Origin of the sequence: Mesorhizobium sp. CA14, assembly GCF_020165195.1 — a bacterium.
Classification (GTDB): domain Bacteria; phylum Pseudomonadota; class Alphaproteobacteria; order Rhizobiales; family Rhizobiaceae; genus Mesorhizobium.
Genome location: NZ_JAIUHR010000014.1, coordinates 109,472 through 133,842 on the forward strand (window position 1 = coordinate 109,472; position 24,371 = coordinate 133,842).

Annotated in this window: 19 protein-coding genes; 12 read left to right on the forward strand and 7 right to left on the reverse strand. The window is 59.9% G+C overall.

What is annotated here, in order from left to right; all coding sequences use genetic code 11:
- The first annotated feature begins 12 nt into the window (after positions 1-12).
- From rfbB to LB565_RS16825, 6 genes are read left to right on the forward strand one after another with little or no spacing between them, the layout of a single operon-like run.
- The gene (rfbB, locus tag LB565_RS16800; protein ID WP_224585855.1) at positions 13-1,143 is read left to right on the forward strand and encodes a dTDP-glucose 4,6-dehydratase; all 1,131 of its coding nucleotides are present in this window, start codon (positions 13-15) and stop codon (positions 1,141-1,143) included.
- Positions 1,140-2,048: a dTDP-4-dehydrorhamnose reductase gene (gene rfbD, locus LB565_RS16805; protein WP_224585857.1), complete on the forward strand. Its 909-nt coding sequence runs from the start codon at positions 1,140-1,142 to the stop codon at positions 2,046-2,048. The genes rfbB and rfbD overlap by 4 nt, the downstream gene beginning before the upstream one ends.
- On the forward strand, positions 2,045-5,698 hold the full coding sequence (locus tag LB565_RS16810; protein ID WP_224585859.1) for a rhamnan synthesis F family protein: 3,654 nt from the start codon (positions 2,045-2,047) through the stop codon (positions 5,696-5,698). Before rfbD ends, LB565_RS16810 begins: the two co-directional genes overlap by 4 nt.
- 56 nt (positions 5,699-5,754) lie before the next feature.
- Positions 5,755-6,555 carry an ABC transporter permease gene (locus LB565_RS16815; protein ID WP_224585861.1) on the forward strand — a complete coding sequence of 267 codons (801 nt, stop codon included), beginning with the start codon at positions 5,755-5,757 and terminating at the stop codon, positions 6,553-6,555.
- Positions 6,503-7,969, forward strand: a complete 1,467-nt coding sequence (locus LB565_RS16820; RefSeq protein WP_224585862.1) for an ABC transporter ATP-binding protein — start codon at positions 6,503-6,505, stop codon at positions 7,967-7,969. The genes LB565_RS16815 and LB565_RS16820 overlap by 53 nt, the downstream gene beginning before the upstream one ends.
- Positions 7,970-7,980: 11 nt before the next feature.
- On the forward strand, positions 7,981-8,709 hold the full coding sequence (locus LB565_RS16825) for a class I SAM-dependent methyltransferase (protein WP_224585864.1): 729 nt from the start codon (positions 7,981-7,983) through the stop codon (positions 8,707-8,709).
- A gap of 72 nt (positions 8,710-8,781) precedes the next feature.
- Here LB565_RS16825 and LB565_RS16830 read toward each other — a convergent pair whose 3' ends face one another.
- Genes LB565_RS16830 through LB565_RS16850 form a run of 5 tightly spaced genes read right to left on the reverse strand, consistent with a single transcriptional unit; the run spans position 8,782 to position 13,669 of the window.
- Entirely contained in the window at positions 8,782-10,293 is a 1,512-nt protein-coding gene (locus tag LB565_RS16830) for a glucosyltransferase domain-containing protein (protein WP_224585866.1), read from the reverse strand.
- Positions 10,287-10,667, reverse strand: coding sequence for a GtrA family protein (locus LB565_RS16835; RefSeq protein ID WP_224585869.1), 381 nt, complete (start codon positions 10,665-10,667; stop codon positions 10,287-10,289). Before LB565_RS16835 ends, LB565_RS16830 begins: the two co-directional genes overlap by 7 nt.
- Entirely contained in the window at positions 10,657-11,607 is a 951-nt protein-coding gene (locus tag LB565_RS16840; RefSeq protein ID WP_224585871.1) for a WxcM-like domain-containing protein, read from the reverse strand. The genes LB565_RS16835 and LB565_RS16840 overlap by 11 nt, the downstream gene beginning before the upstream one ends.
- On the reverse strand, positions 11,604-12,542 hold the full coding sequence (locus LB565_RS16845; protein WP_224585873.1) for a glycosyltransferase family 2 protein: 939 nt from the start codon (positions 12,540-12,542) through the stop codon (positions 11,604-11,606). Before LB565_RS16845 ends, LB565_RS16840 begins: the two co-directional genes overlap by 4 nt.
- Positions 12,539-13,669, reverse strand: a complete 1,131-nt coding sequence (locus tag LB565_RS16850) for a DegT/DnrJ/EryC1/StrS family aminotransferase (RefSeq protein WP_224585874.1) — start codon at positions 13,667-13,669, stop codon at positions 12,539-12,541. The genes LB565_RS16845 and LB565_RS16850 overlap by 4 nt, the downstream gene beginning before the upstream one ends.
- Positions 13,670-14,234: 565 nt before the next feature.
- Here LB565_RS16850 and LB565_RS16855 point away from each other — a divergent pair.
- The 3 genes from LB565_RS16855 (at position 14,235) to LB565_RS16865 (ending at position 17,892) form a co-directional block, all read left to right on the forward strand.
- Positions 14,235-16,265 (forward strand): UDP-N-acetylglucosamine 4,6-dehydratase, encoded by a 2,031-nt coding sequence (locus LB565_RS16855; protein WP_224585876.1) that lies wholly within the window; start codon positions 14,235-14,237, stop codon positions 16,263-16,265.
- A gap of 175 nt (positions 16,266-16,440) precedes the next feature.
- Entirely contained in the window at positions 16,441-17,352 is a 912-nt protein-coding gene (locus LB565_RS16860) for a glycosyltransferase family 2 protein (protein ID WP_318012166.1), read from the forward strand.
- 3 nt (positions 17,353-17,355) lie between these two features.
- The gene (locus tag LB565_RS16865; RefSeq protein ID WP_224585878.1) at positions 17,356-17,892 is read left to right on the forward strand and encodes a sugar transferase; all 537 of its coding nucleotides are present in this window, start codon (positions 17,356-17,358) and stop codon (positions 17,890-17,892) included.
- Positions 17,893-17,905: 13 nt separating this feature from the next.
- Here LB565_RS16865 and LB565_RS16870 read toward each other — a convergent pair whose 3' ends face one another.
- Entirely contained in the window at positions 17,906-18,850 is a 945-nt protein-coding gene (locus tag LB565_RS16870; RefSeq protein WP_224585880.1) for an NAD-dependent epimerase/dehydratase family protein, read from the reverse strand.
- Positions 18,847-20,139 (reverse strand): O-antigen ligase family protein, encoded by a 1,293-nt coding sequence (locus tag LB565_RS16875; protein WP_224585883.1) that lies wholly within the window; start codon positions 20,137-20,139, stop codon positions 18,847-18,849. Before LB565_RS16875 ends, LB565_RS16870 begins: the two co-directional genes overlap by 4 nt.
- Before the next feature lie 455 nt (positions 20,140-20,594).
- Between LB565_RS16875 and cysD the strand changes: the two genes are divergently transcribed.
- From cysD to cysQ, 3 genes are read left to right on the forward strand one after another with little or no spacing between them, the layout of a single operon-like run.
- On the forward strand, positions 20,595-21,500 hold the full coding sequence (gene cysD / locus LB565_RS16880; RefSeq protein WP_263488516.1) for a sulfate adenylyltransferase subunit CysD: 906 nt from the start codon (positions 20,595-20,597) through the stop codon (positions 21,498-21,500).
- A 2-nt stretch (positions 21,501-21,502) separates the two neighbouring features.
- A complete protein-coding gene (gene cysN / locus LB565_RS16885; RefSeq protein ID WP_224585887.1) occupies positions 21,503-23,440 on the forward strand; it encodes a sulfate adenylyltransferase subunit CysN in 1,938 nt (645 codons plus the stop codon).
- Between the two features lie 10 nt (positions 23,441-23,450).
- Entirely contained in the window at positions 23,451-24,230 is a 780-nt protein-coding gene (gene cysQ / locus LB565_RS16890; RefSeq protein ID WP_224585896.1) for a 3'(2'),5'-bisphosphate nucleotidase CysQ, read from the forward strand.
- Positions 24,231-24,371: the final 141 nt, after the last annotated feature.

Here is a 24,371-nt window from a genome sequence, read left to right on the forward strand (position 1 = left end):
AGGGACGGCGGCATGAATTTTCTGGTCACCGGCGGCGCCGGTTTCATCGGCTCGGCCGTGTGCCGGCATCTGTGCGCCAATCCGGCCTACCGCGTCACCAATCTCGACAAGCTCACCTATGCCGGCAACCTCGCTTCGCTGCGGCCGATCGAGAACGCGCATAATTACCGCTTCGAGCAGGCCGACATCTGCGACGAGCGCGCGGTGCTGGAGATCTTGCGCCGCGACGACATCGACATCGTCATGAACTTAGCCGCCGAGAGTCATGTCGACCGCTCGATCGACGGGCCGGGCGCGTTCATCGAGACCAACATCGTCGGCACCTACCGCATCCTGAATGCCGCGCTGGAATATTGGCGCGGCCTGTCCGAGGAGCGCAAAGCGGGCTTCCGCTTCCACCATGTCTCGACCGACGAGGTGTTCGGCGACCTGCCTTTCGACGGCGGCATGTTCGTGGAGGAAACGCCCTATGCGCCGTCCTCGCCCTATTCGGCCTCGAAGGCGGCCTCCGACCATCTGGTGCGGGCCTGGCACGAGACCTACGGCCTGCCGGTGGTGCTTTCCAACTGCTCCAACAATTACGGGCCGTACCATTTTCCGGAAAAGCTGATCCCGCTGGTCATCCTCAACGCGCTCGACGAGAAGCCGCTGCCGGTCTACGGCGCCGGCGCCAATGTGCGCGACTGGCTGTTCGTCGAGGATCACGCGCGCGCCCTGGAGCTGGTGGCCACCAGGGGGCGGCCGGGCGAGAGCTACAATGTCGGCGGCAATTCCGAGCGCACCAATCTCGGCGTCGTCGAGGCGATCTGCGATCTTCTCGACCTCAGGCGGCCGCGCGCCGGCGGCAAGCGCCATCGCGAGCTGATCGCCTTCGTCACCGACCGCCCCGGCCATGACCGGCGCTATGCGATCGACGCCTCCAAGATCGCGCGCGACCTCGGCTGGGCGCCGCGGGAGGATTTCGACAGCGGCCTGGCCCGGACCGTCGACTGGTATCTCGACAACAAATGGTGGTGGGGGCCGATCCGCGAGCAGCGCTATGCCGGCGAACGGCTGGGCCACGGTTCGGTCGCAAAGAGCCAACACAGTCCGATCGAAAGCAGCCCGGCCGGGAACGCGGCCGAGAGCAGGGTGACCACGTGAGGCTTGCCGTCACCGGGCGCGAGGGCCAGGTTGCCGCAAGCCTGGTCGAGGCAGCGCGGGGCCGCGACGATGTCGAGGTCATCGCTGTCGGCCGGCCGGCGCTCGACCTTGCGCGGCCCGACACGGTGTTCGCAGCCCTTGAAGCGGCGAGGCCCGACATCGTCGTTTCCGCCGCCGCCTACACCGCCGTCGACCAGGCCGAGGACGACAAGGACCTGGCCTTCGCCGTGAACGCAACCGGCGCCGGCAAGGTGGCGCAAGCCGCTGCAAGGCTCGGCGTCCCCGTCATCCATCTGTCGACCGACTATGTCTTCGACGGCGCCAAGGACGGCGCCTATGTCGAGACCGACCCGACCGCCCCGCTCGGCATCTACGGCGCCTCCAAGCTCGCCGGCGAAGAGGCGGTCGCCGCGGCCAATCCGCGCCATCTCATCCTGCGCACGGCCTGGGTCTACAGCCCCTTCGGCAGAAACTTCGTCAAGACCATGCTGCGGCTGGCCGCCGAACGCGACGAGATATCGGTCGTCGCCGACCAATGGGGCAATCCGACATCGGCGCTCGACATCGCCGACGCGATCCTGCATGCGGCGGCGAGGCTGGTCGGCGACGGCAATTTCGCCGCCTTCGGCGTCTATCACCTGGCGGGCGAGGGCGACACCAACTGGAGCGGCTTTGCCCGTCACATCCTCGACACAAGCCGGGCGTTTGGTGGCCCCCACGCGAGCGTGCGCGATATCGCGACGGCGGATTATCCGACCAAGGCCAGGCGTCCGCAAAACTCGCGGCTTTTGAGTGCCAAGTTTGCGGGGGCGTTTGGGTGGCAGACGCCGGGGTGGCGGGAGTCGGCGGAGAAGGTGGTTCGGCGGCTGGGGGGCGGCGAGACGAAACAGGCATTGAGTGCATGAACAAGCATCCAGCACCGGAGCAACTGCGCGAAGCGAGCGCGCAGTCGGCCGATCAAGCGGCGCCGAAGAAGGGCGCGAAGGCTAAGTCATCGAAGACCAGACCGGCGAAGCGCACCTGCATCATGGTGCTCGGCATGCACCGCTCGGGGACGAGCGCGCTGACGAGGGCAATCAGCCTGCTTGGAGCGGAGCTGCCGAAGAATTTGCTGGGGGCCAATCCGTCGAATCCGACCGGACATTGGGAACCACAGCGTCTCATCGAGTTGAACGACCAGATGCTTGCCGAGTGTGGCAGCCGTTGGGACGACTGGCGCGCGTTTGACCCCAACGACCTTGGAACCGCGCGCCTGCAATTCTACAAGGCCGAGATCGCCAAAATAATCGACGAGGAGTATGACGGCGCCTCGCTCTTTGTTCTCAAGGAGCCGCGCATCTCGCGCTTCGTGCCGCTCTATGCGGAAGTTCTCGAACGGATGCATATCGATGTCCGGTACACGCTGGTCTCGCGCAATCCGTTGGCCGTGATCGCTTCGTTGAAAAACCGGGACGGATTTACGGCAGGCTTCAGTTCCCTTCTTTGGTTGCGACATGAACTGGATGCCGAGCGTGCGACGCGGAAACGGCCACGCATCTTCTTGTCCTATGAAGGTCTGCTCGACGATTGGCGGCAGGGTATTGAAAGCATTGCGAACACCCTCGGGATCGATTGGCCGCAACCGGAGATGGACTGGCATTCCTTGTTGGGCACGCATTTTTCAGCTGACAGTCAGCACTTTACGGCCAGTGCCGATTTGCTCGACGCGGACCCGCGCATCACTGGTTGGGTCAAGGTTGCTTACGCGGCACTGACGGCGCTTGAAAAAAACGCTCATGACGAACGCGCTTTGACGCGGATTGATGCGGTGAGCCTGGCTTTCGATGAAGCGAGTTCAATCTTCGGTGATGCGTGCTTCCCCGAAATGAACGTTCGCATCAAGGCTATGTCGGAAGTTCAAGCCGAAACCGCGAGGGTGGCTGAAAGTCGTTCCGTCGAAATGAAAGAGCTGGAAGTCACAGTCGCAAAGATGCGTGCGGAAGCAACTGAACGTGATGAGCGTGACGCTAAATTCGCAAGTGATCTAGCGAAGACGAAGCGAAAATTTCAGGCGGAAATGGATAGGCAAGCGGCGGAAGCTGGGGTTCGAGAAACAACGATCGCCACGTTGCGTGTCCAATTGAACGAAAAAGACTCTGCTGTCGAAGAAGAAAAAAATAGGCTACTTCATGCTTTGCAGACGATATCTGCCATAAAGGAGAGTAGATCTTGGAAGATTACACGTCCTTTACGGGCAACAAAAACAGTTGCTCGAAATTTTTCTCTGTTTAGCTTTGCCAAAGCATTTGCCAGTTCAGCTTTTCGTAGCGTTGGGGTGGGAAAATCTTCTGCAAAAAGGGCGATACATCTCACGGGCCACGCCTTGAAACTTGTTAGAAGCGAAGGATTTTATGTAACCTTCGAAAGGGCGAAACGCTTTGCCGCCAGAAGACAGCATGTTCTCCCAGGTCGTCCCCTCAATAGTTATACAAATTTTTCCTCGTTTTCCCTAGTTCGTGATGACGGTGCGACGAACGCAAGGCGCCTGACGCCGGAGCATGACCTGGCCGTTCGTATACCGCTACCTCGAGTCTCTAGGGTGGCATTACCCCGCGACATCGCGGTCATCGTCCATGTTTTCTACACAGAAGTATTTCCTGAAATACTTGCTGCGCTTAAAAATGTCGGAAAAGATTTCAAGCTATACGTGTCAACAACTGAGGATGTTAAGGCTGCCGTTGTAAGAAGAATGTGTGAAGAGAACGGGTTCGAGCACATCGAAATCCGCGTTTTCGAGAATAAAGGGCGAGATATCGCACCGAAGATTGTAGGTTTTCGTGATATATATGACAAGCACGAATTCTTTCTGCATCTTCACACAAAAAAATCTCCCCATCTGTCTGATCTTGAGGGTTGGAGGTCATATCTGATCGACAATCTGATTGGGTCAAAGGAGATAGTCAGGTCAATATTTTCAATTTTTATGTCGAATCCAGAGATCGGCATAATTTATCCGCAGCACTACGCCCCCGTCCGGACTATGTTGAATTGGGGTTTTGATTTCAATATGGCGAAGAGCCTGCTTCGGCGCGCCAATTGGGACCTCAGCAAAGACAGTGTCCTGGAGTTCCCGTCTGGGTCGATGTTTTGGGGGCGGTCGGCCGCTCTGAAGCCGCTTCTCGACTTAGGGCTATCGTTCGACGACTTCCCGGACGAGGCTGGTCAGGTCGACGGCACCTTGGCTCATGCCATCGAACGTAGCTATCTGCATTTTGCAGAATGTGCCGGGTTTTATTGGCTCAAGATTCAAAAGAGTGCCGAGCCTGCATCGTCAACGTTGCTGGCTTTGGAGCAGCCAGGCGACGCCAGGCTGTCGGAGAAGGCTTACGCGCCGCTTTTTGAGGAACCAGGGCGATTTGACCTTTCGCTTAGCCGGGACTATGGCGAACTTCGCCCGCTAAAAATGGCCAGGTCGAGTAGTAGGAAGCGAAGGATCAACCTACTTCTGCCAACGATAGACCCGCTTTGGATATTTGGAGGAATATCGACTGCGATAAAGGTCTTCGACGAAGTCGCTGCTGAATTGCCCGATTTCGACAAGAGAATTGTCGTGCTGGATTCTCCCGTAGAGCGGAGTCACCTGCATAATTTTCCTGGATACGTTATGAACTCAACCGCGGGTCGTACTGTGGTTTTCGAGGCCTTTGATCGAACGCAGGGTTTGGACGTGCGCGAGGACGACGTCTACATCTCAACGGCTTGGTGGTCGGAGTATCTGCGAAGGTCGATCGCCCGTTTTCAAAAGAAGGCATTCGGCCACAGTTCAGGCGCGGTCTATTTTATACAAGATTATGAGTCGAATTTCGTGCAGTGGTCCTCGCGGTGGGCAATCGCGGAGTCAACCTACGAACTGGGCCGAGGCGTAATCCCGCTCGTGAATTCGGAAGAGCTTTCGTCCTTCATGCGCGATCGATTTGATCTTAAAAATCCGGTAGTTGTTCCGTTTCGGATTAATAAAACCATCGAGCGAAGGATTGAGGCAGCTCCTAAAGAGAGGATTATTCTGTGCTACGGACGACCTACAGCTGCTAGGAATTGTTTCGAGATAATTGTTGACGGTCTGTCGCTGTGGCAGCAACGAAATCCTACGGACGCTGTCAAATGGCAAGTGGTCTTCCTGGGAGAGAATTTCCATGCAGCGAAGGCATGGCCCGTTCAGAATTGCACCGTTCCTGGGAAAGTCAGTCTTGAGGAATATGCAAAATATTTAAGCAGGGCGAGTGTCGGGATCTCCCTGATGATTTCCCCACACCCTAGCTATCCTCCGCTGGAAATGGCCCATGCCGGCCTAGTCACTGTCTCCAATAACTACGATACGAAGAATATATCGGCACGAAGCGAGAATCTTGTCGGACTTGATCAGGTAACACCAGATGCGGTCGCTGCTGCTCTTGAGAGCTGCATCGAATTGGCCGAGCACAATATTGGTCGCGTGATCGGGCGGGGAGAAATCAAAGCAATCCCGTTTGTTGGAAGCAGATACGATCCTGCAGAACTGGCAGCGGCGTTGAGATAGTCGGCATGAGCGGGTATCGTCTCGTGGTGTTTAATTGTCGCGGGTGCGGCTAAAAGATGTTTACGGGTGTGCCGTTGCCAGCGCTGATACTTTCACTCATTCGCCGAGAAATTGCCGGTCGCTATCGCGGCTCGGTATTTGGCCTTCTTTGGTCGTTCCTCAATCCACTATTTATGCTGGCGATTTACACTTTTGTTTTCGGCGTAGTTATGAAGTCCCGGTGGACTGTTCCCGGCGACGAAGCTGCTGCGCATTCTACCGGTGAATTTGCAGTCATTCTCTTCTGCGGCCTTATTGTGTTCCAATTTTTCGCGGAGGTGATTTCGCACTCTCCGAGTTTGATCGTGGCCAATGTCAATTACGTTAAAAAGATAGTCTTTCCGATTCAAATTCTGCCCATAGTGTCGGCGGGAGCGGCGTTGTTTCACGCCACGGTCAGTCTGTTGGTGCTTTTAGTCTTTGCATTCGGCGTCTTCGGCAGGGTACCATCTACAGTTATTTTGGCGCCCATAGTTTTCGTGCCGCTTGCCGTACTTGTGCTAGGCATCGCGTGGATGTTAGCTTCGATAGGCGTCTATTTTCGGGATAGCAGTCAGATCGTGGCACCTTTCGTCACGGCGACAATGTTCCTTTCGCCGGTGTTCTTCCAAAGAACTGCACTGCCAGTCTGGCTGCAACCCTGGCTTTCACTCAACCCACTTTCGATTCCAGTCGAGAGTTTTCGCAATGTGGTCCTCTTTGGCGTGCAGCCAGACTGGCTGGCGCTTGGCTACTATTCCATGGCAGCGTTTATGACTGCATTTCTTGGATATCAGTTTTTCCAAAAGACCCGCAGGGGATTTGCCGATGTCCTCTAGCGGATCCGAGGCCGGCAACGGCGGCTCAGATGTCGCCATCCGTGTGCGCGACGTGTCGAAGCACTACGTGATGTTCGAGCGACCTGAGGACCGCTTCAAGCAGATGACCGTACCGCGGCTGCAACGTCTGGTCGGCCGTCCGCCACGTCGCTATTTTCGCGACTTCGCGGCCTTGTCCGGCGTTTCTTTCGAGATTGGCCGGGGCGAGACAGTTGGTATCATCGGCCGCAACGGTTCCGGCAAATCGACCCTGCTGCAGATCGTTTGCGGCACGCTACAGCCAACCAGCGGCTCAGTGGAGGTTAACGGCCGCATCGCCGCTCTTCTTGAACTTGGCGCGGGGTTCAATCCCGAATTCACCGGCCGTGAAAATGTTTTCCTCAACGCAACGATCCTTGGCGTTCCTCGTAAGGAAATGGAGTGGCGGTTTGATGATATCGCGCGCTTTGCCGACATCGGTCCATTCATCGACCAGCCGGTAAAAACCTACTCGTCGGGCATGTATGTTCGGCTCGCCTTCGCCACCGCGATCAACGTTGATCCGGACATCCTCGTGGTGGATGAGGCCCTTTCAGTTGGCGATGAGGCATTCCAACGCAAGTGCTTCGCCCGCATTGAAGACATTAAGGACAAGGGTGGCACCATCCTGTTCGTTAGCCACGGCGCCCAGACCATTGTGCAGCTATGCACACGAGCGATGTTGATCGACGGCGGTGAGAAAATCCTGGAGGGTCGACCGAAGAGGGTGGTTAGCCAATACCAGCGATTGGTGAACTTAACTGGGGAGGAGGCGCGTAGCGTCCGCAAGCAAATTGTCGAAATGGATGAAGCAGCAATGAGGAGCCCTGATGGGTCTCATCTAAGCCGGGTAGCCGATCAACAAGTTTCCCAATTGCAGCATGAAGTGGTTCAATCCGGTGACGAAAGTTGGTTCGATCCGTCGTTGATTTCGCATTCGAGAGTTGAATACGAGAGTCAGGGAGCTGAAATAAGCCAACTGCGGATTATTGATTCGACCGGAAAAGAAGTAAATGTGCTTGTACATGGTCGGAGATATACATACAAATATGATGTAAATTTTACGGATGATATATATAATTTTGGATTTGGAATGATGATAAATACCAAGTCAGGAATGGGAATATCCGGTATAGGAAAGGGCACGAGTGGGAGACCTGCAGTTAAAAAGGTAAGTAAAGGATCGAAGGTCAAGGTATCTATCGATTTCGTGGCGGATTTGTTGCCGGATGTTTATTTTTTCAATGCGGGAATAACCGGAACAACGTCTGGAGGAGGCGGTTTTGTTCACCGTATTATCGATGGCTTAGCATTTCGAATTGCGCCAGTTGCGGATTTGGAGGCGACCGGACTCGTCGATCTTGGCGTTGCAGGCAGTTATGAGTTGATAGATTGATGGGAGTTGCGATGCGCTCATTCAGTTCTGATGTCGATCCCGCAAAGAGCCTTCCCGCCGGATCGCCCGACCACTACACGGCCTTTGTTGGTCCTCCCGATCAATATGATTTCATGGGCGCCACTCAATTCCGTCTATTGTGCGCGCTTGGCCTTCGCGAGGATCACACGCTCTTGGACTTCGGGTGCGGTAGCCTCCGGGCCGGGCGTCTTTTCATCCCATATCTACAACAGGGCGGTTATTTTGGTATAGATCCAAATAAATGGTTGATAGATGAAGCCATAAAAAGCGAAGTCGGAGAGTGGTTGATTGGAATAAAAAGATGCAGATTTGATTATAATAAAAATTTTGACTCCTCTGTTTTTGGGATGAAGTTCGATTTTATTATTGCTCAATCCATATTCTCGCACGCCGGAAGGGAGCAGGTCGTGAGAGCTTTTGACGGATTTAGTGAAAATATCAAAGATGACGGTATTATAGCTGCAACTTTCGTAGTATCAGGAGACAAAGAATCGGAGCATGTTGGAGACGAATGGGTTTATCCAGCTTGCGTGTCATACTCCCAAGATACAATTGCTAATTTTGCCTCGAAATGTTCGCTGAAATATATAAAGATTCCTTGGTATCACCCCCGGCAATCGTGGTTTTTGTTTTCAAGGGATTCAAAGAATCTTCCGGATGCTGAAACCGCTGCGAGCTATCTTCAGGGCCGAGTTTTAAAAAACCAGCCGATCGCGTAGCATGTCGCTTGAAATCTTTTCCATCCCTGAGGCCTATTCCAAGATGTCAGAATTGTCGCCAGCCCGCGCAATTTAGCGGTTGGCTACCTTTGCGAGTGCCTGTTGATTCGCGTAGCTCGGGGTCTCGCCAAGCCGGATTAATACAATGTCGCCTTGTGTTTCCAGGCTGCCTGGCGCAGGCCATACAGGCATCGTCGAAAGCCGGACAATTGTTTGATCGACTTGCTGCTCCGTCGGGTCATTGAGATTGAAATAGCCAAGCAATTTCATGTAGTAGGCAATGCGCTTGGCATTGCCGCCGTCCCACTCGAAGAACGAATATCCGACGGTTGAACTCGGGGGCCTGGGATAGTTGGTGGCAAACGGCAGTCCCCCAAACACGCTCAGAGCGTATGAACGCTTGGCGTCAAAGGCAGGCATCGCCGCCAGCCTGTCGTAGATAGCGGCGGCCAGGAGCGTGTCGTGCTTGTCGACAAGATAGCTGGACGCCTGCCGATAGTTTTGGATCACCTGGATCTGGAAGATTACCACTCCAAGCAGGATCGACGACACGATGCTGATCCTCGCATTGCTGCTTGTCACCGCAAGGTAGACGAAGAGCCAGACCGCTATCGGCAGACCTACGAGACTTCTGACGGGCATGATGCCAGCCGCCAGAACGTGGACGCCGAAAGGAATGAACAGGCAAACCAAAGCGGCCGCGAGCAGCAGCAACCTTGTGCGTGACAACTCCTTGAAAAGCGTCCAGCCGCCGAGGATTAACAGCAGCGGAACTGCCCACAAAATGACACCATAAGTGCCACGGTCCAGGCCAAGTGCCCCTCCTATCGCTTCCAGCACCCGGCCGGTCACCATCACCGGATGTTGAAAGAAAAAAACCGGCTGGAAAAGCGACTCGAAATACTCACTTCTTTTGGAAGTGAACGATTTGAAAATTGCATTGCCGACGGCGTAGAAAATCGCGGAGCCCGCTACCAGGACGCCGACGCGGATCAGGTCTTTCGGCAGTGATCTTTCAATGCCGGCCCGTGCCTGCAGAACGCAGACAGCAATGCCCAACACCAGAATTGCCGGTGCGAAACTCTGATAGATTGAGATCGCAAAACCGCCGGCAGCGACCGCAACGAGGAAGCGCGAACCAACTGCCGGGATATCTCTCTTGTTGATCAGCCAAATCGCAAAGGCACCGGCAGCCATGCCGATTCCTACCGCAGCAATGTTGGAGTAGAACTCTACGATAAAGAACCAGGTCGGGAAGGCACAGAAGATCGCGAAGCAAGCATATTCGGCGATGGAAAGCTCGTGCTTGGCGATGGCGTCCATAACGAGCAGATAAGCGGCAACACAGCCGACGCCAAAGATTGCCGGCGCCAGTAATGGCATTACTGGATTTGGGATAAGGAACCTCTCGATCAGGTAGGCCCCCCAACGCCCCTGGGCAATCCAGATCGAAGAATCGGTTCTGAGGGCGGCTAGCTCTTCGTCAATGGACAGCGAAAAGGAGGCCAGCTCGGAAAAGTACATTGCGACAAAGATCGCAAAGAGGTTGATAGCCGCCCGGATCGAGGAGGGGCGTGTCAGCATCGTCTGCGGAGTATCCATCGGGAAACCAGGAAATTGAGCATCGTCGTGACGACAAGCGTTGCAAAGAACGCCGCCGCTCGGCTCTGCAGCGCTCGCTCGAGAAGATGAAGGCTTACCAAGCCCGCCACAAACACCGCGGCGACCGAGCCGCCGACTGCCAGCCGATCCGTCAAGCCGGTGCGCCCGCCGGGAAAGACGCGGTCCGGATAGAACACCATCACGAATGCCAGGCCCGCCAGCCAGGCAATGGTGTAGGAAATGCCCGACGACAGGACCGTCAGGCCGGCAAAGTAGACGGCACTCGTCAGCGCGGTGTTCAGTCCTCCCGCCGCAAGAAAACGGATTGCATCCGAGCCTATCCGGTCAGCGGCCATCCGGCCCGACCGTCGCGAGGAAATCCGAATAGTCCCTGATATAATCGCTTGCGTCATACGGATGCGAGGCCATGACGAGCAAGACCGTATCCGGCTGGAACTTGTACTGGATGCCCCACACGCCGGGCGGCAGATAGAGCCCGACCGAGGGGTCTGCCAGTGACACTTCCTTTCTGTCGTGACCGTCATCGACGACCACCGACAAGCGGCCATGGGTGGCAATCAGGAACTGGTGGCACTGGCGGTGGGCATGCTCGCCCCTGACCTTGTCGGAACGAACGCCGTAAACCAGAAACGAGCGCAAGGGCTTGAAAGGCAGGTTGTGTCCGAACTCGAGCGGGGCCAGCTCGCCGCGCAGGTCGCTGAAGTGCGGCAGCCGCCAGAGCTCACATCCGCCGACGCCCAGCGCCATCCTTTCGCCTGCAGCGCCGGGGGCCGCGTGCGTCATCACAGGCTCGACCTGCGGGCCGGTCTGATAGCCAATGATGACGGCGGGGTTTCCGACCACGACGGCATTGGCCGGCACGTTCTTGGTCACCACGGCACCGGCGCCGATCATCGCCTGGCGGCCAATCGTTATGCCCGGCAGGATCGTTGCGTTGGCGCCGATCGACGCGCCGTCCTCGACGATCGTCTGGAGAAACTGCTCCGGATAGTGTTTCGAACGCGGGAAGCGGTCGTTGGTGAAGGTCGCATTCGGACCGACGAACACGCGATTGCCCAGCCGAACGCCGTCCCATAGCTGAACGCCGCTTTTTATCGTGACGTCATCGCCGACGGTCACGTCGTTTTCGATGAAGACATGATCGCAGATGTTGCAGTTCGCGCCGAGCACGGCCCCTGGGAGGACATGGGCAAACGCCCATATGCGCGTTCCATTGCCGACGCGCGTGCTTTCGCAGATACCGCGATCATGGACAAAAAATGGTTTGTCGTTCATGCGGACGTCCCGTCAACAATGCGGCTTATTATCCGCAATGGGCGCGATTTGGTGTTTTCAACCGCCCGCCAAAGATAACAGCCAAGAATGCCTTGCACCGCGAGGATCGCTGATCCAAATCCCACAATCAGCAACACCAGCGTCGTGTATCCGGCCGCGTCGATTTTGCCGAGCAAGCGGGCGACGACGGTGATCGCGGCAAACACAAGGCTGAGCACGCAGCCCGCAATCCCTACCCAGAGTGTGAAAACGATCGGAAAATCGGAAAACGAGAAGATCGAATCCATCATATATCTGAGCCGGCGCCCGATACCCCAGGCACTCTTCCCATGCTCCCGCTCGCGCCGCCGGTAAGGCACGAACTCCCGCCTGAACCCAACCCAGAACAGCTGAACCACAAGCGAGCTGTTTGGCTCCTCGATTGACAGGATCGCTTCGAGCGCCTGGCGGTTGCAGGCGAATATATCGACGCCGCCGCTAGGCATGCTGGGCAAAATCAGCCTGCGGTAAACGCTCCAGAAGGCTCGGGACAGGAAGCGCGTCAAAAGGGGGTCGTCGCGGCCGGTTCTGCGGCCAAACACGACGTCGGCCGTATCCTTTTCCAGTATCGAAAAGAATTCGACAATGAGTTCGGGCGGCTCTTGCAGGTCGGCAGCCATCGCGGCCACATGTTTGCCGGATGAATGCTCAAGCCCTGTCCGAATGGCCGTGAAGGAACCAAAATTCCGGCTGTGGAAGATGATCTTGTACCTGTATCTGGCGTCCTTCAAAGCCCCAACCAGCAGGCCGCCCGACTGGTCGGGCGAACCATCGATGACGAAGACAAACTCGATGTCGCCCTCATACATGGCGTCGAATTTGGCGACAGCCTGCAACAGGGAAGGGATGTTCGGCTCATTGCGGTAAATGGGAAAAACAAGAGAGCGCGCAGTCACATTGCCTCCCATTCGCTGAGGGCCCCGCACACTTGCTCGATCTCGTCATTCGTCATGTCCGGGTAGCACGGGACGGAACAGAGACGACTGATGCTTGCCCGGGAGATCGCGAGATTTTCGGTCCCTTTCATGGGCAGGGCAGCCCAACCAACCTGATCGCAATCGAGCACGGGATAGTGGACATCCGTATCGATGCCGCGCTCTTTCATGAAGGTGCGGAATGCGTCCCGGTCGTCACACAGCAGAACCGCGAGGTGTGCGACGGCGCCGTTGCCGCCGTCGAGGAATTTGAGCCGGCGTCCGCTAACAGCCTTAAATCGGCCAAGGATGGCCCGGCGTTGTTCGTTGCGGCTGTTCAAGTCCGGAAGAAGCACATCCAAAATCGCGGCCTGGACCTCGTCCATGCGAGAGTTGCGCCCTCCCGGCAGGGCCACATGGTATTTGGAACTCCAGCCATATTGATGAAGCTGACGAACGCGGTCCGCCAGTTTTGGGTTGGAGGTGAGGACTGCGCCACCGTCACCCATCGCGCCGAGATTTTTGGTCGGATAGAAGCTGAAAGTGGCGATGTCTCCAAGTGATCCAGCCGTTTCACCCCTGATGCGAGCACCGTGTGCCTGGGCGCAATCCTCGACGAGCGGTATGTGCGACAAGCCGGCATTGACAAGTCCTGCCCGGATAGCGGGAACATCGACCACGCCGCCGTACAGATGGGTAACGACAATCGCAGCCGTGTCGGTACTCACCGCGTCCAGCACCGATTGGACGCTTACAAGTTGGCTAGCTGGTTCGATGTCGACGTAGTGTGGAATGAGGCCGTTGTGCCAGCACGCACAACTGGCATATCCCCCGGCATTCGCCGCCACGATCACCTCGCGTCCATGCGCATCGTCAAGCCCGACGATAGAGCGTAAGGCGAGCTCAAGGGCGTCCGTTCCGTTTGCGACGAGGATGCAATCCGAGGCTCCTACAAACGTCGCAAAGTTCGCTGCGAATCGCTTCCCTGCCGCGCCATTGAGCCACCATCCAGACCGCAGCGTGCTCGCTACCTCGCGTGCGATTTCAACCTCATAGCGCTGGTACAGACGCTTGAGATCATTCATCGGAACGGCATTCGGCTTCGTCATCAACAACTCAACAGCGTGTTTATTTCATTCCGGAGTGTCGTCTGCAAACATCCGGAAATTCAGATGAATCTGACATGACTCAGTTAAGAATACTTGCATCGCGGAAACAGCGGAGAGCCAGAACGACATGCACAACTATTGAGATTCCGGCTCGGTCGCAACAGGCTGGCGTCATTTTGGGGAACGCTGTGAGCCTAGGGGCTGGCCAAAACCGCTTCGGCAGACCTGATCGGCACCGCCGTCAGCGACTCATAGCCATTGCGACAAGCTTATGGCAGCGCGCTGCGGCTTAGTGAAGTCGGATCGTCACATTTATTAGCTTTCCCTATTGGGCGCCCGACAGTTCCTCTGAACGACTGACAGTCCGTTCTGAGTTATTGCCGTTCATATTCAAATCATTCGCACAATCAAATATCCCCAAAAAACCTCTGGCCCTCCCGTCCTCTCCGCGCTAAGGCGGTAACGGGCGACGGGGTCGGGGAATTGCAATCTGAAGTGGCGGTGGACGGTGTTTTGTCCGCGGCCGTTCTGATAGTATCCCCGCGCCTGGAGTCAGTACTGCCCAATGACCGCATACGTAGAAGCCGTATCGGAACTCAGACCGAGGATGCGGCGCGCCATCATCATGGTCCAGGACCTCGTCATGGTCCTGGTCGCGGTCGCTCTTAGCCTCATCCTGTCGCAGTCGCGGCTTTCTTTCGAGGCGCTCTCCGCCGGCGGACTGGCCTGCTGGGCGCTCATCGTGCTCATCGCCCATCTGCTGTTCCGATCCAGCGGCCTCTACAACACCGTCTGGCGCTTTGCCTCCACGCCCGACTTCTTCAACATCCTTAAGGGCTGCGGCAGCCTGACGGTGGTCCTCTATCTGGCCTCGCTCGCCTTCCGCTTCTTCTTCCAGCCGGTCGCCGGGCTCAACGAGCGCCAGTTCATCGTCTTCTTCCTGGTCTCCTTCACCATCATCTCGGCGCCCAGGCTCTATTATCGCTTCCTGCGCGACGGCGCGAGCTGGCGCATCCTGCGCCGCGCGGCGGGGGATGCCTCGACCAAGCAGGCGCTGTTCATCGGCCGGCTGGGCGAGGCGGATCTGATCGTGCGCTTCACCCGCACGGCTCAGCCCGCCGAATACGCCATCGCCGGCATCATGGCCACCGAGAGCGACGCGCCACTCGGCACGCGGATCCAGGGCGTTCCGGTCGTGGCGCTCAGGCCGCGCCTGGTCGAGGTGCTGGAAGACTATGTCAAGGGCACGCAAAGCCTCGACCTTCTGATCTTCGGCCAGGGGGTCGAGCGCGAGATCGAGGACTATGCCGAGCTGGTGCGCGTCGCCCGCCACAGCGGCATCGCCGTCGTCCAGTTTGCCGGCCTGTCGGAACTGGGGCAGGGCGGCAAGCTGGTTCTCGATGCCGTCGAGATGGAAACCATCATGCGCCGTTCGGCGGTCGCCACCGATACCACGCGCATCGGCACCTTCGTCGGCGGCAAGCGGGTGATGGTCACCGGCGGCGCCGGCTCCATCGGCCGCGTGCTCGTCAAGCGCGCGCTGGAGCTGGGCGCCGAGGCGGTGCTGGTGGCCGACAATTCCGAGTTCGGCATTTTCCAGCTCGATCAGCAGACCGACGACGCCGACCGCGATCGGCTGACCAGCCGCATCGTCGACGTCACCGACCGGCCTCACATGACGCGCCTCGTCAACGAGTTCAAACCAGCGATCATCTTTCATGCCGCGGCCCTGAAGCACGTGCCGTTGCTCGAGGAGAACTGGGAAGCGGCGATCGAGACGAATGTCTTCGGCACGCTCGCCTGCGCCGAGATCGCCGCCGAATGCGGCGTGCCGCAATTCCTGCTGATATCCAGCGACAAGGCCGTCGATCCGACCTCGGTGCTGGGCGTCACCAAACGGGCGGCCGAGCAGATCGTCTCCTCGCTGCACGAGGCCCAGGCAGCGTCGCCGCCGCGTGCCGGCGCGGCGAACGGCCATGCCGGCGCCGCCGATCTGCGTCGTTCGGGCACGAAATTCATCGCCGTGCGCTTCGGCAATGTCTTCGGCTCCAACGGTTCGGTGGCGACGGTCTTCCAGGCGCAGATCGAGGCCGGCGGGCCGGTCACCATCACCGACCGGCGTATGACCCGCTATTTCATGACCATGGCCGAGGCCGTCGACCTCGTCATCATGTCGGCTGCCGATGCCGAGCAGCGCCGGGGCGCGGACGACTATGCCATCTACATGCTCGACATGGGCAAACCCGTGCCGATCCTCGAAGTCGCCGAAACCATGATCCGCATGGCCGGCAAAAGCCCCTACACCGATGTTCCGATCCGCTTCACCGGCATCAGGCCCGGCGAGAAGCTGCACGAGACGCTGCACGCCGAGAACGAGGAGGTGGTCAAGCTCGCCACCGCCAAGATCTTTGGCCTCAGGACAGGCGTCGTCGAATGGCCGAAGATCGAGGCGGCTCTGCCGGGGCTGGTGGCCGCCATGCACGATCGCGACAAGGGCGCCGCGCTTGCGATCTTGGCCGGTTTCTACAGGGCGGAAGAAGACATTGGCGGCCTGCGCGAAGAGGCGGCGCCGAAAGCTGCCGGACAGGTCGGTTAGAGCATGTCTCCCGAAAGTGGGAACCGGTTTCGGGACAAAGAATGCATAAAATCCAAAATCTAAAACGGGCTATGCGCTTTATACCTGTGCCGCGCGCCCGCAATTGGCTATTGAAACCCGTTCAAACACCCTGCGGGCAAGCGATTCCACAGCCGTGACCAGAAAAGATCAACGCGTGGCCGTTCTCATGGGCACGAAGGATGGCGCGGCCTATATCGGCGAACAATTGGAGTCCTTGCTGGCGCAGTCCTGGCCGCTCGTCGATCTCTGGATCTCCGACGACGGTTCGTCGGACGCCACGACCGCAATCGTCGAGACGTGGCGGTCCCGCTGGAACAAGGGCTCTCTCACACTGGTGGATGGTCCGCGAAAGGGCTTCGCCGCCAATTTCCGCTCCATGATCATCGATCCGCGCGTCGATGCCGACTACTACGCCTTTTGCGACCAGGACGATGTCTGGGAGGCGGATCGGCTGGAGAGCGCCATCCGCTGGATGGAGGGACAGGACATGGCAACGCCGCTCCTGTTCTGCTCGCGCACCGCGACCATTTCGCAGACCGGTGTTCCGGCCGGCTGCTCGCCGCTCTTCCAGCGTCCGCCGTCCTTCCGCAATGCGCTGGTGCAAAGCATCGCCGGCGGCAACACGATGCTCTTCAACCGCAAGGCGCGCGACCTTCTGGCGAAAGCATCGGCCAGAGCCGAATTCGTCAGCCATGACTGGTGGGCCTATCTCATCGTCACCGCCGCCGGCGGCAAGGTCCGCTACGAGCCGCGGCCGCTGGTCAGGTACCGCCAGCATGGGGCAAACCTCGTCGGCGCCAATGTCTCATGGAGCGCGAGGCTTTCAAGGCTGGGACGTCTGTTCAAGGGCCAGTTCGCCACCTGGACCGACACCAACCTGCGCGGCCTCGCCGTCAACCGCGACCTCATCGCACGCGATGCTGCACTTTGCCTTCGCCTGTTCATCAGGGCGCGTAAGGGTAATGTCTTCAGGCGTTTCAGCCTGCTCGGCAAAAGCGGCGTCTATCGGCAGACATTCATGGGGACGCTCGGGCTCTACGTCGCTTTCCTCTGGCGCCGGATCTGAGCCATGACGGCGAAGCGTGCGCTCGACCTTGCGGTCGCTGTTCCGATGCTGGCGCTGACGTCGCCCGTCCTGCTTGTCGCGATGCTGGCAATCCGGGCAACATCGGCCGGCCCGGCCATCTTCTCGCAGATCCGCGTCGGCCGGGGAGGAGCCCTCTTTGCCTGCCGCAAGCTGCGCACCATGTATCTCGCGACGCCTTCCTTGCCCACGCACGAGGCGCCGTCCGGTTCGATCACCGCCGTCGGCAAGGTGCTGCGCGCAACCAAGGTCGACGAACTGCCGCAGCTCTGGAACGTGCTCAAGGGCGAGATGAGCCTTGTGGGCCCTCGTCCATGCCTGCCGACGCAGACGGAACTGATCGAACGGCGCAAGGAACTGGGCGTGCTCACCGCACTTCCGGGCATCACAGGGCTGGCGCAGATCAAGGGCATCGACATGTCCGATCCAAAACTTTGCGCTGAGACCGATGCGGCCTACATCAAGGCCGCCTCGACCGGCCTGGATCTTAAGATATTGCTGGGCACAGTCTTCCGCGCGTAGAGCGGGTAACCGTTCACGGAAGCGGCGAACGGCTCCCCTGTCGCGCCAGTTCCTCAAGCCGGCCGAGCGTATCCGTTTCCCGTTCCCAGGCTTCCGAGGTGAGCAACGACGAATCGCAGACCTGCGTCGCCACCAGCGCTTGCCAAGCGGCCTGTCTGCCGGTGAGCGTGGCCAGCATCCGGAACGGCCAGGCCGGCACGGGAAGAAGTCGGGCAGGCCGGCCATATCCGCGCCGGAACGCGGTGACGATTTCGGCCATCGCAACCGGCGAAGCGTCGCCCAGCACATAGGTCGGGCGCGGCGGCGCGGGACGGGTCAAAAGATGCATCACGGCGCCGGCCACGGCGTCATGGGAGACGAGCGAGCGAACCGCCGTCAGAGCGGCTGTCGGCAGCGGCAGGCCGGTGGCCGCCAACCGCATCAGCCCGCGCAGATTTCCCTTCATGCCTTCCCCATAGACCGGCGGCAGCCGCAGCGCCGTCGCGCCGTCGCGTCCGGCCGTTGCAAAAGCCTCCAGCATTGCGATCTCGCCTTCGCGTTTGGAGCGCCCGTAGGCGCATTGCGGGGCAGGGGGCGTCGCCTCGTCGATGGTGCCGCTGAACCCGGCGCCAACCACGGCGCGGATCGAAGAGAGATAAATGAAGCGCCCGTCGGTGCGTGTGGCGGCTGCCTGGGCCAGCCGTCCGGTCAGCATCGCGTTGACGGTTTGGAACGCGGCCGCGCCGGCGCTGCGATCATTGTTGAGCGCCGCGCAGTGGACGACATGCGTCACGTCGCGCATCAGCGCCAGGAAGGCTTCCTGCGGCGCATCTGCGCCGGGCAGCGCGACGGTATCGTCCGCGCCCGCCAGCCGCCGCGGCAGGCGCGATGCGATCCGTATGTCGAATCCGGCCTCGCCCAGCCGGCTGACGACCCGGCGTCCAATGAAGCCTGTCGCGCCGGTGACCAGCACCTTCATGGTTGCGGGCTGGTGTCCGGCGCCATGGCGGGCACGCTTTTCCCGGTCGGCGCTATCGTTCGTCCGGAAGCAAGGTAGGTTCCCGAGATCAGGAACACCATCAGCGTCGCGTCGAGGATATCGTGGCCGACAAGGATGCCGGCCATTCCGCCGGTGAGATAGGTGATGACCGCGACCAGGATCATCGTCGCGCCGAACCTCTCCACCGGATCGGCGCTGCGGCGCAGCGTCCGTGCCGCGTTCCGTGCGGCAACGACGAAGATCGACGCCAGGGCCAATGCCCCCAGCAGGCCGGCCTCGACCAGCGCCGTCAGGAAGCCGTTGTGGAAATGGCTGAAACTCTGCTGTAGGCCGAACTGGTCCTGCAAGCCGTGCTTCATCAGCGCGCGGCTGGCCGTGATGCCATGGCCGAAAATCGGCATACCGCGAACCGCGGCAAAGCCGATTTCCCACATCGCCACGCGCAGGCCGAGCGCCGTCGAATGGTCGCCATTGGCATTCAGCGCATCCCAGTCGCTGACTAGGAAGTCCGTTCGATCCAGCACGACGCGAAAACCGATGGCGGCGATCACAAGGGCAACCACCACGCCGATCGCCACGAAGCGGGCCACGCTGGCGCCGGTGAACCGGCGGCGGTTGATGACAAGCAGGACGATGCCGGCAATCGGCACGGCCACCCAGATCATGCGTGATCCCGAATAGACGATCGCCATGGCTCCGACGATCGCCGCTACGACCAGCAGCTTCCAGCGTTTCTCGATGCCCGACAGGGCGCCGGCGAGGCACGTCATGACGGCAAGGCAGGTAACGGTTGCGAAGACGATCGGGTTTCCGGCGCCGCCCTCGGCCCTCACGCCGAGCCAGTGATACTGGAATATGGCGATCGCCAGAGCGCCGAAGCAGGCCGCGGTGCTCGCCAGAATGGCGATGCGTGCCAGCGTGGCCTTCTCGGTGATGCTCCAAGTCGAATAGGAGATAGGGAAAAGCAGGAAGGTGATCAGCGGCAGGAAAAACCGCAAATCGGCAGCCAGCGTGCCGTTGACGATCGAAGCGAGAACCATGGCCGCGCAATAGGCATAGATCGCCGCGGTCAAGGCGAGCATCGGCCTGTCGATGTTGAAGCGCCTCCGCCTTATGGCGAGCAGCAGCACGGACCATACGCCGCCGGCATTGAAGGTGATGCTAACCAGCGATCCAAGCACCGGCGGCGAAAAAAAGCAGACGATCGAGAAATAGAAATTGATCTGTGCGGGCGTGAGGCGGCGCCGGAGCTTTGTAAACGGGTTCAATGCTTTGCTTCGCAATTTTCCAGGTTGCGCCCGGATCTCCATCGAGAGAGCCAAAGCCGTCTCGCCGATCTCCGTTTGCCGCGCCTTGCCCGTCCCCGAGCCCGTATAGCGGCTGGCGCCGCCCTGCGATAGAGCAGTCGACAACGTTGCAACAGAAATCCCCCGATCCGGCCAGGATCGAACGGCCTCGGAATTCTCCGGACGGCACCGTCTTTCCTCGCGTCCGCCTTTTCGATGCCCGGGCAGGATTTTCCGCTTTCCCGGCCATGCTTGGAAAATTCGTTCTCTAATCACCTCGCGCCGCGTGGGTCCTGCATTGTTATTGGCGGCGCCGATCTGTTAGAACGCCCGCACGAAACAGTTTGTCCGAAGTGAAATTTGCGCCCGGGCGGCATGGGATTGCCCCTGCGGTGCAAGAATTCCGCCCGACGGCACGAGAGAACGCTCGACGCTCCATGAATATCGCGCTCACGCATCTGCAGCGGCTCGAGGCCGAATCCATCCACATCTTCCGCGAGGTCGCGGCGTCTTTCTCCAAGCCGGTGATGCTCTATTCGGTCGGCAAGGATTCTTCCGTGCTGATGCATTTGGCGATGAAGGCCTTTTATCCGGCCAAGCCGCCTTTCCCGTTCCTGCATGTCGACACCACCTGGAAGTTCCGCGAGATGATCGCTTTTCGCGATCAGATGGCGCAGAAACTCGGCTTCGACCTTTTGGTCCATGTCAACGAGGATGGTGTGCGCGACGGCATCAACCCCTTCGACCACGGCTCCAACACCCACACCCATGTGATGAAGACCGTGGCGCTCCGCCAGGCGCTCGACAAATACGGCTTCGACGCGGCGTTCGGCGGTGCCCGCCGCGACGAGGAGAAATCGCGCGCCAAGGAGCGCATCTTTTCCTTCCGCAACGCCCAGCACGCCTGGGACCCGAAGAACCAGCGGCCGGAAATGTGGAAGATCTTCAACACCCGTATCGCGCCGGGCGAATCGATCCGCGTCTTTCCGCTGTCCAACTGGACCGAGCTCGACATCTGGCAGTATATCCTGCAGGAGAACATCCCGATCGTGCCGCTCTATTTCGCCAAGGAGCGGCCGGTGGTCGAGCGCGACGGCATGCTGATCATGAAGGACGATGACCGCATGCGGCTGCGCCCCGGCGAGACTGTCGAGAACCGTCTCGTGCGCTTCCGTACGCTCGGCTGTTACCCGCTGACCGGCGCGATCGAGTCCGACGCCGACACGCTTGAAGCCATCGTCGGCGAGATGCTGACCGCCCGCACCTCCGAGCGCCAGGGCCGCCTCATCGACCGCGACGAGGCCGGCTCGATGGAAAAGAAGAAGCGCGAGGGTTATTTCTGATAATGCGCCACATCATGGCCAAGAGCCTCGCCCCGACCGATTCGATCCGCGACTACATGGCCGCGCAGGAGAAGAAGTCGCTACTGCGCTTCCTCACCTGCGGCTCGGTCGACGACGGCAAATCGACGCTGATCGGCCGGTTGCTCTCCGACACCAAGCAGATCTTCGAGGATCAGCTTGCGGCGCTCGAAAAGGATTCGCGCAAGCACGGCACCACCGGCGACGACATCGATTTCGCGCTGCTGGTCGACGGGCTGGAGGCGGAGCGCGAGCAGGGCATCACCATCGACGTCGCCTACCGCTTCTTCGCCACGCCGAAGCGCAAGTTCATCGTCGCCGACACGCCCGGCCACGAGCAGTACACACGCAATATGGCGACGGGCGCCTCGACAGCTGATCTCGCTATCGTGCTGATCGACGCGCGCCAGGGCGTGCTACGCCAGACCAGGCGTCATTCGATCATCGCCTCGCTGCTCGGCATCCGGCACATCGTGCTTGCGGTCAACAAGATCGACCTCGTCGGCTTCGACAAGACCGTGTTCGACCGGATCGTCGCCGACTATGCCGAGTTCGCGCGGGAGCTGGGCTTTGTGAGCGTCGTGCCGATCCCGATGTCGGCGCGCTTCGGCGACAACGTCACCAGCCGCTCGGAACGCACGCCCTGGTATTCCGGGCCGTCGCTGATCGAGCATCTGGAAACCGTGTCGGTCGACGAGGCCGCCGTCGAGCTGCCGTTCCGCTTCCCGGTCCAGTATGTCAACCGGCCGAATCTCGATTTCCGCGGCTTTGCCGGCACCGTCGCCTCAGGCACCGTTTCGCAAGGCGAAGAGGTCGTCGTTGCCAAGTCGGGCAAGGCATCCCGGGTCAAGCGCATCGTCGCGCAGGGCGGCGACCTCGAGCAGGCCGTCGCCGGCCAGGCGATCACGCTCGTCCTGGAGGACGAGGTGGAGGTGTCGCGCGGCAACCTGCTGGTTTCGCCGGCCGCGCGTCCGCAGGTCGCCGACCAGTTCGCCGCCAACATCGTCTGGTTCGACGAGCAGGCGCTGCTGCCCGGCCGCTCCTATATTCTGCGAACCGAAATCGACCAGGTGAGCGCGACTGTCACCGACCTGAAATACCGCGTCAACGTCAACGATTTCGCGCATGAGGCGGCGAAGTCGCTCGACCTCAACGAGGTCGGCGTCTGCAACCTCTCGACGCGCGCGCCGATCGCTTTCGATCCCTTCACCGAGAACCGCACCACCGGCGCCTTCATCCTGATCGACCGCATCACCAACGCCACCGTCGGCGCCGGCATGATCCTGCATTCGCTGCGCCGTGCCGAAAACATCCACTGGCAGTCGCTCGATGTCGGCAAGCGCGGCCGCTCCGACCTGAAGAACCAGCGCCCGGCCGTGTTCTGGTTCACCGGGCTCTCCGGTTCAGGCAAGTCGACCATCGCCAATTTGTTCGAGAAGAAGCTGTTCGCGTCCGGGCGCCACACCTATATCCTCGACGGCGACAATGTCCGCCACGGCCTCAACCGCGATCTCGGCTTCACCGACGCCGACCGCGTGGAGAACATCCGCCGTGTCGCCGAGGTGGCCAAGCTGATGGCCGATGCTGGCCTGATTGTCATCGTCTCCTTCATCTCCCCTTTCAGCGCCGAGCGGCGCATGGCGCGCGAGCTGATGGCTGAGGGCGAGTTCGTCGAGGTCTTCGTCGATACGCCCTTCGAGGAATGCGCGCGCCGCGACCCGAAGGGGCTTTACGCGCGCGCTCTGAGCGGCGAGATCAAGAACTTCACCGGCGTGGATTCTCCTTATGAAGCGCCGCAGAATCCGGAAATCCATCTGAAGACCCTCGGCAGGAGCCCGCAGGAAATGGCGGAAGCTCTGGAGCACTGGCTGACCGAGCGCGACATCGCCGAGGAACAGTATGACAATGGCGGCGGTATCTGACGACGAGGCGATGCTGGGCGTCTTCGAGCGCCTGGCGCTGAAAGCGGGGCGCGAGGTGATGCGCGTCTTCCACGAGGGCTGTGCCGTTGACAACAAAGCCGACTCCTCGCCGGTGACGGAAGCCGACCGCGAAAGCGAGAAGATCATCCTGGCCGGCCTGCGCGCCGCCTATCCGGAGATCCCATGCGTGGCCGAGGAGGAGGTTGCCGCGGGCATCGCGGCGCCCGACCTCGACGGCGCGTTTTTCCTGATCGATCCGCTCGACGGCACCAAGGAATTCGTCAATCGCCGCACGGATTTCACCGTCAATATCGCTCTGGTCCGGCACGGCGTGCCGGAAGTCGGCGTCGTGTTCGCGCCGTGCACCGGGCGCTTCTTCAGTGGACGACCCGGCAAGGCCGAGGCGCTGGAGGTCGATGCCGATTATCGCATCACTGAACGCCGGCCAATCAATGTGCGCGAAGGCGGCACACCGCTCGCGGTCGTGGCCAGCCGCTCGCATAACACGCCGGAAACCGAGGAATTCATCCGCGATCTCGGCGCCGCGGAGATCGTCTCGATCGGCTCATCGCTGAAATTCTGCCTGCTCGCCGCGGCGGAAGCCGACGTCTATCCGCGCTTCGGCCGCACCATGGAATGGGACACGGCCGCAGGCGACGCGGTGCTGCGCGCCGCCGGCGGCATGACGCGCACGCTGGACGGCCGGCCGCTCGTCTACGGCAAGCGCAACCAGGCCAGCGACAGCGATTTCGCCAATCCGCATTTCATTGCGACGGGGAAGGGCGCGTAATCTCCCCCCTTGGGGGCATATGCGCTAAGATAGCTTTGGCATGGCTTGAAACTTGCGCTTTCGAGGTGGCTCGCGCCAACGATGTCGCAAGGCATGGAGATTTCGGCGCAGGATTGCCAAGGGCGGCTGAGTAAAGATGGC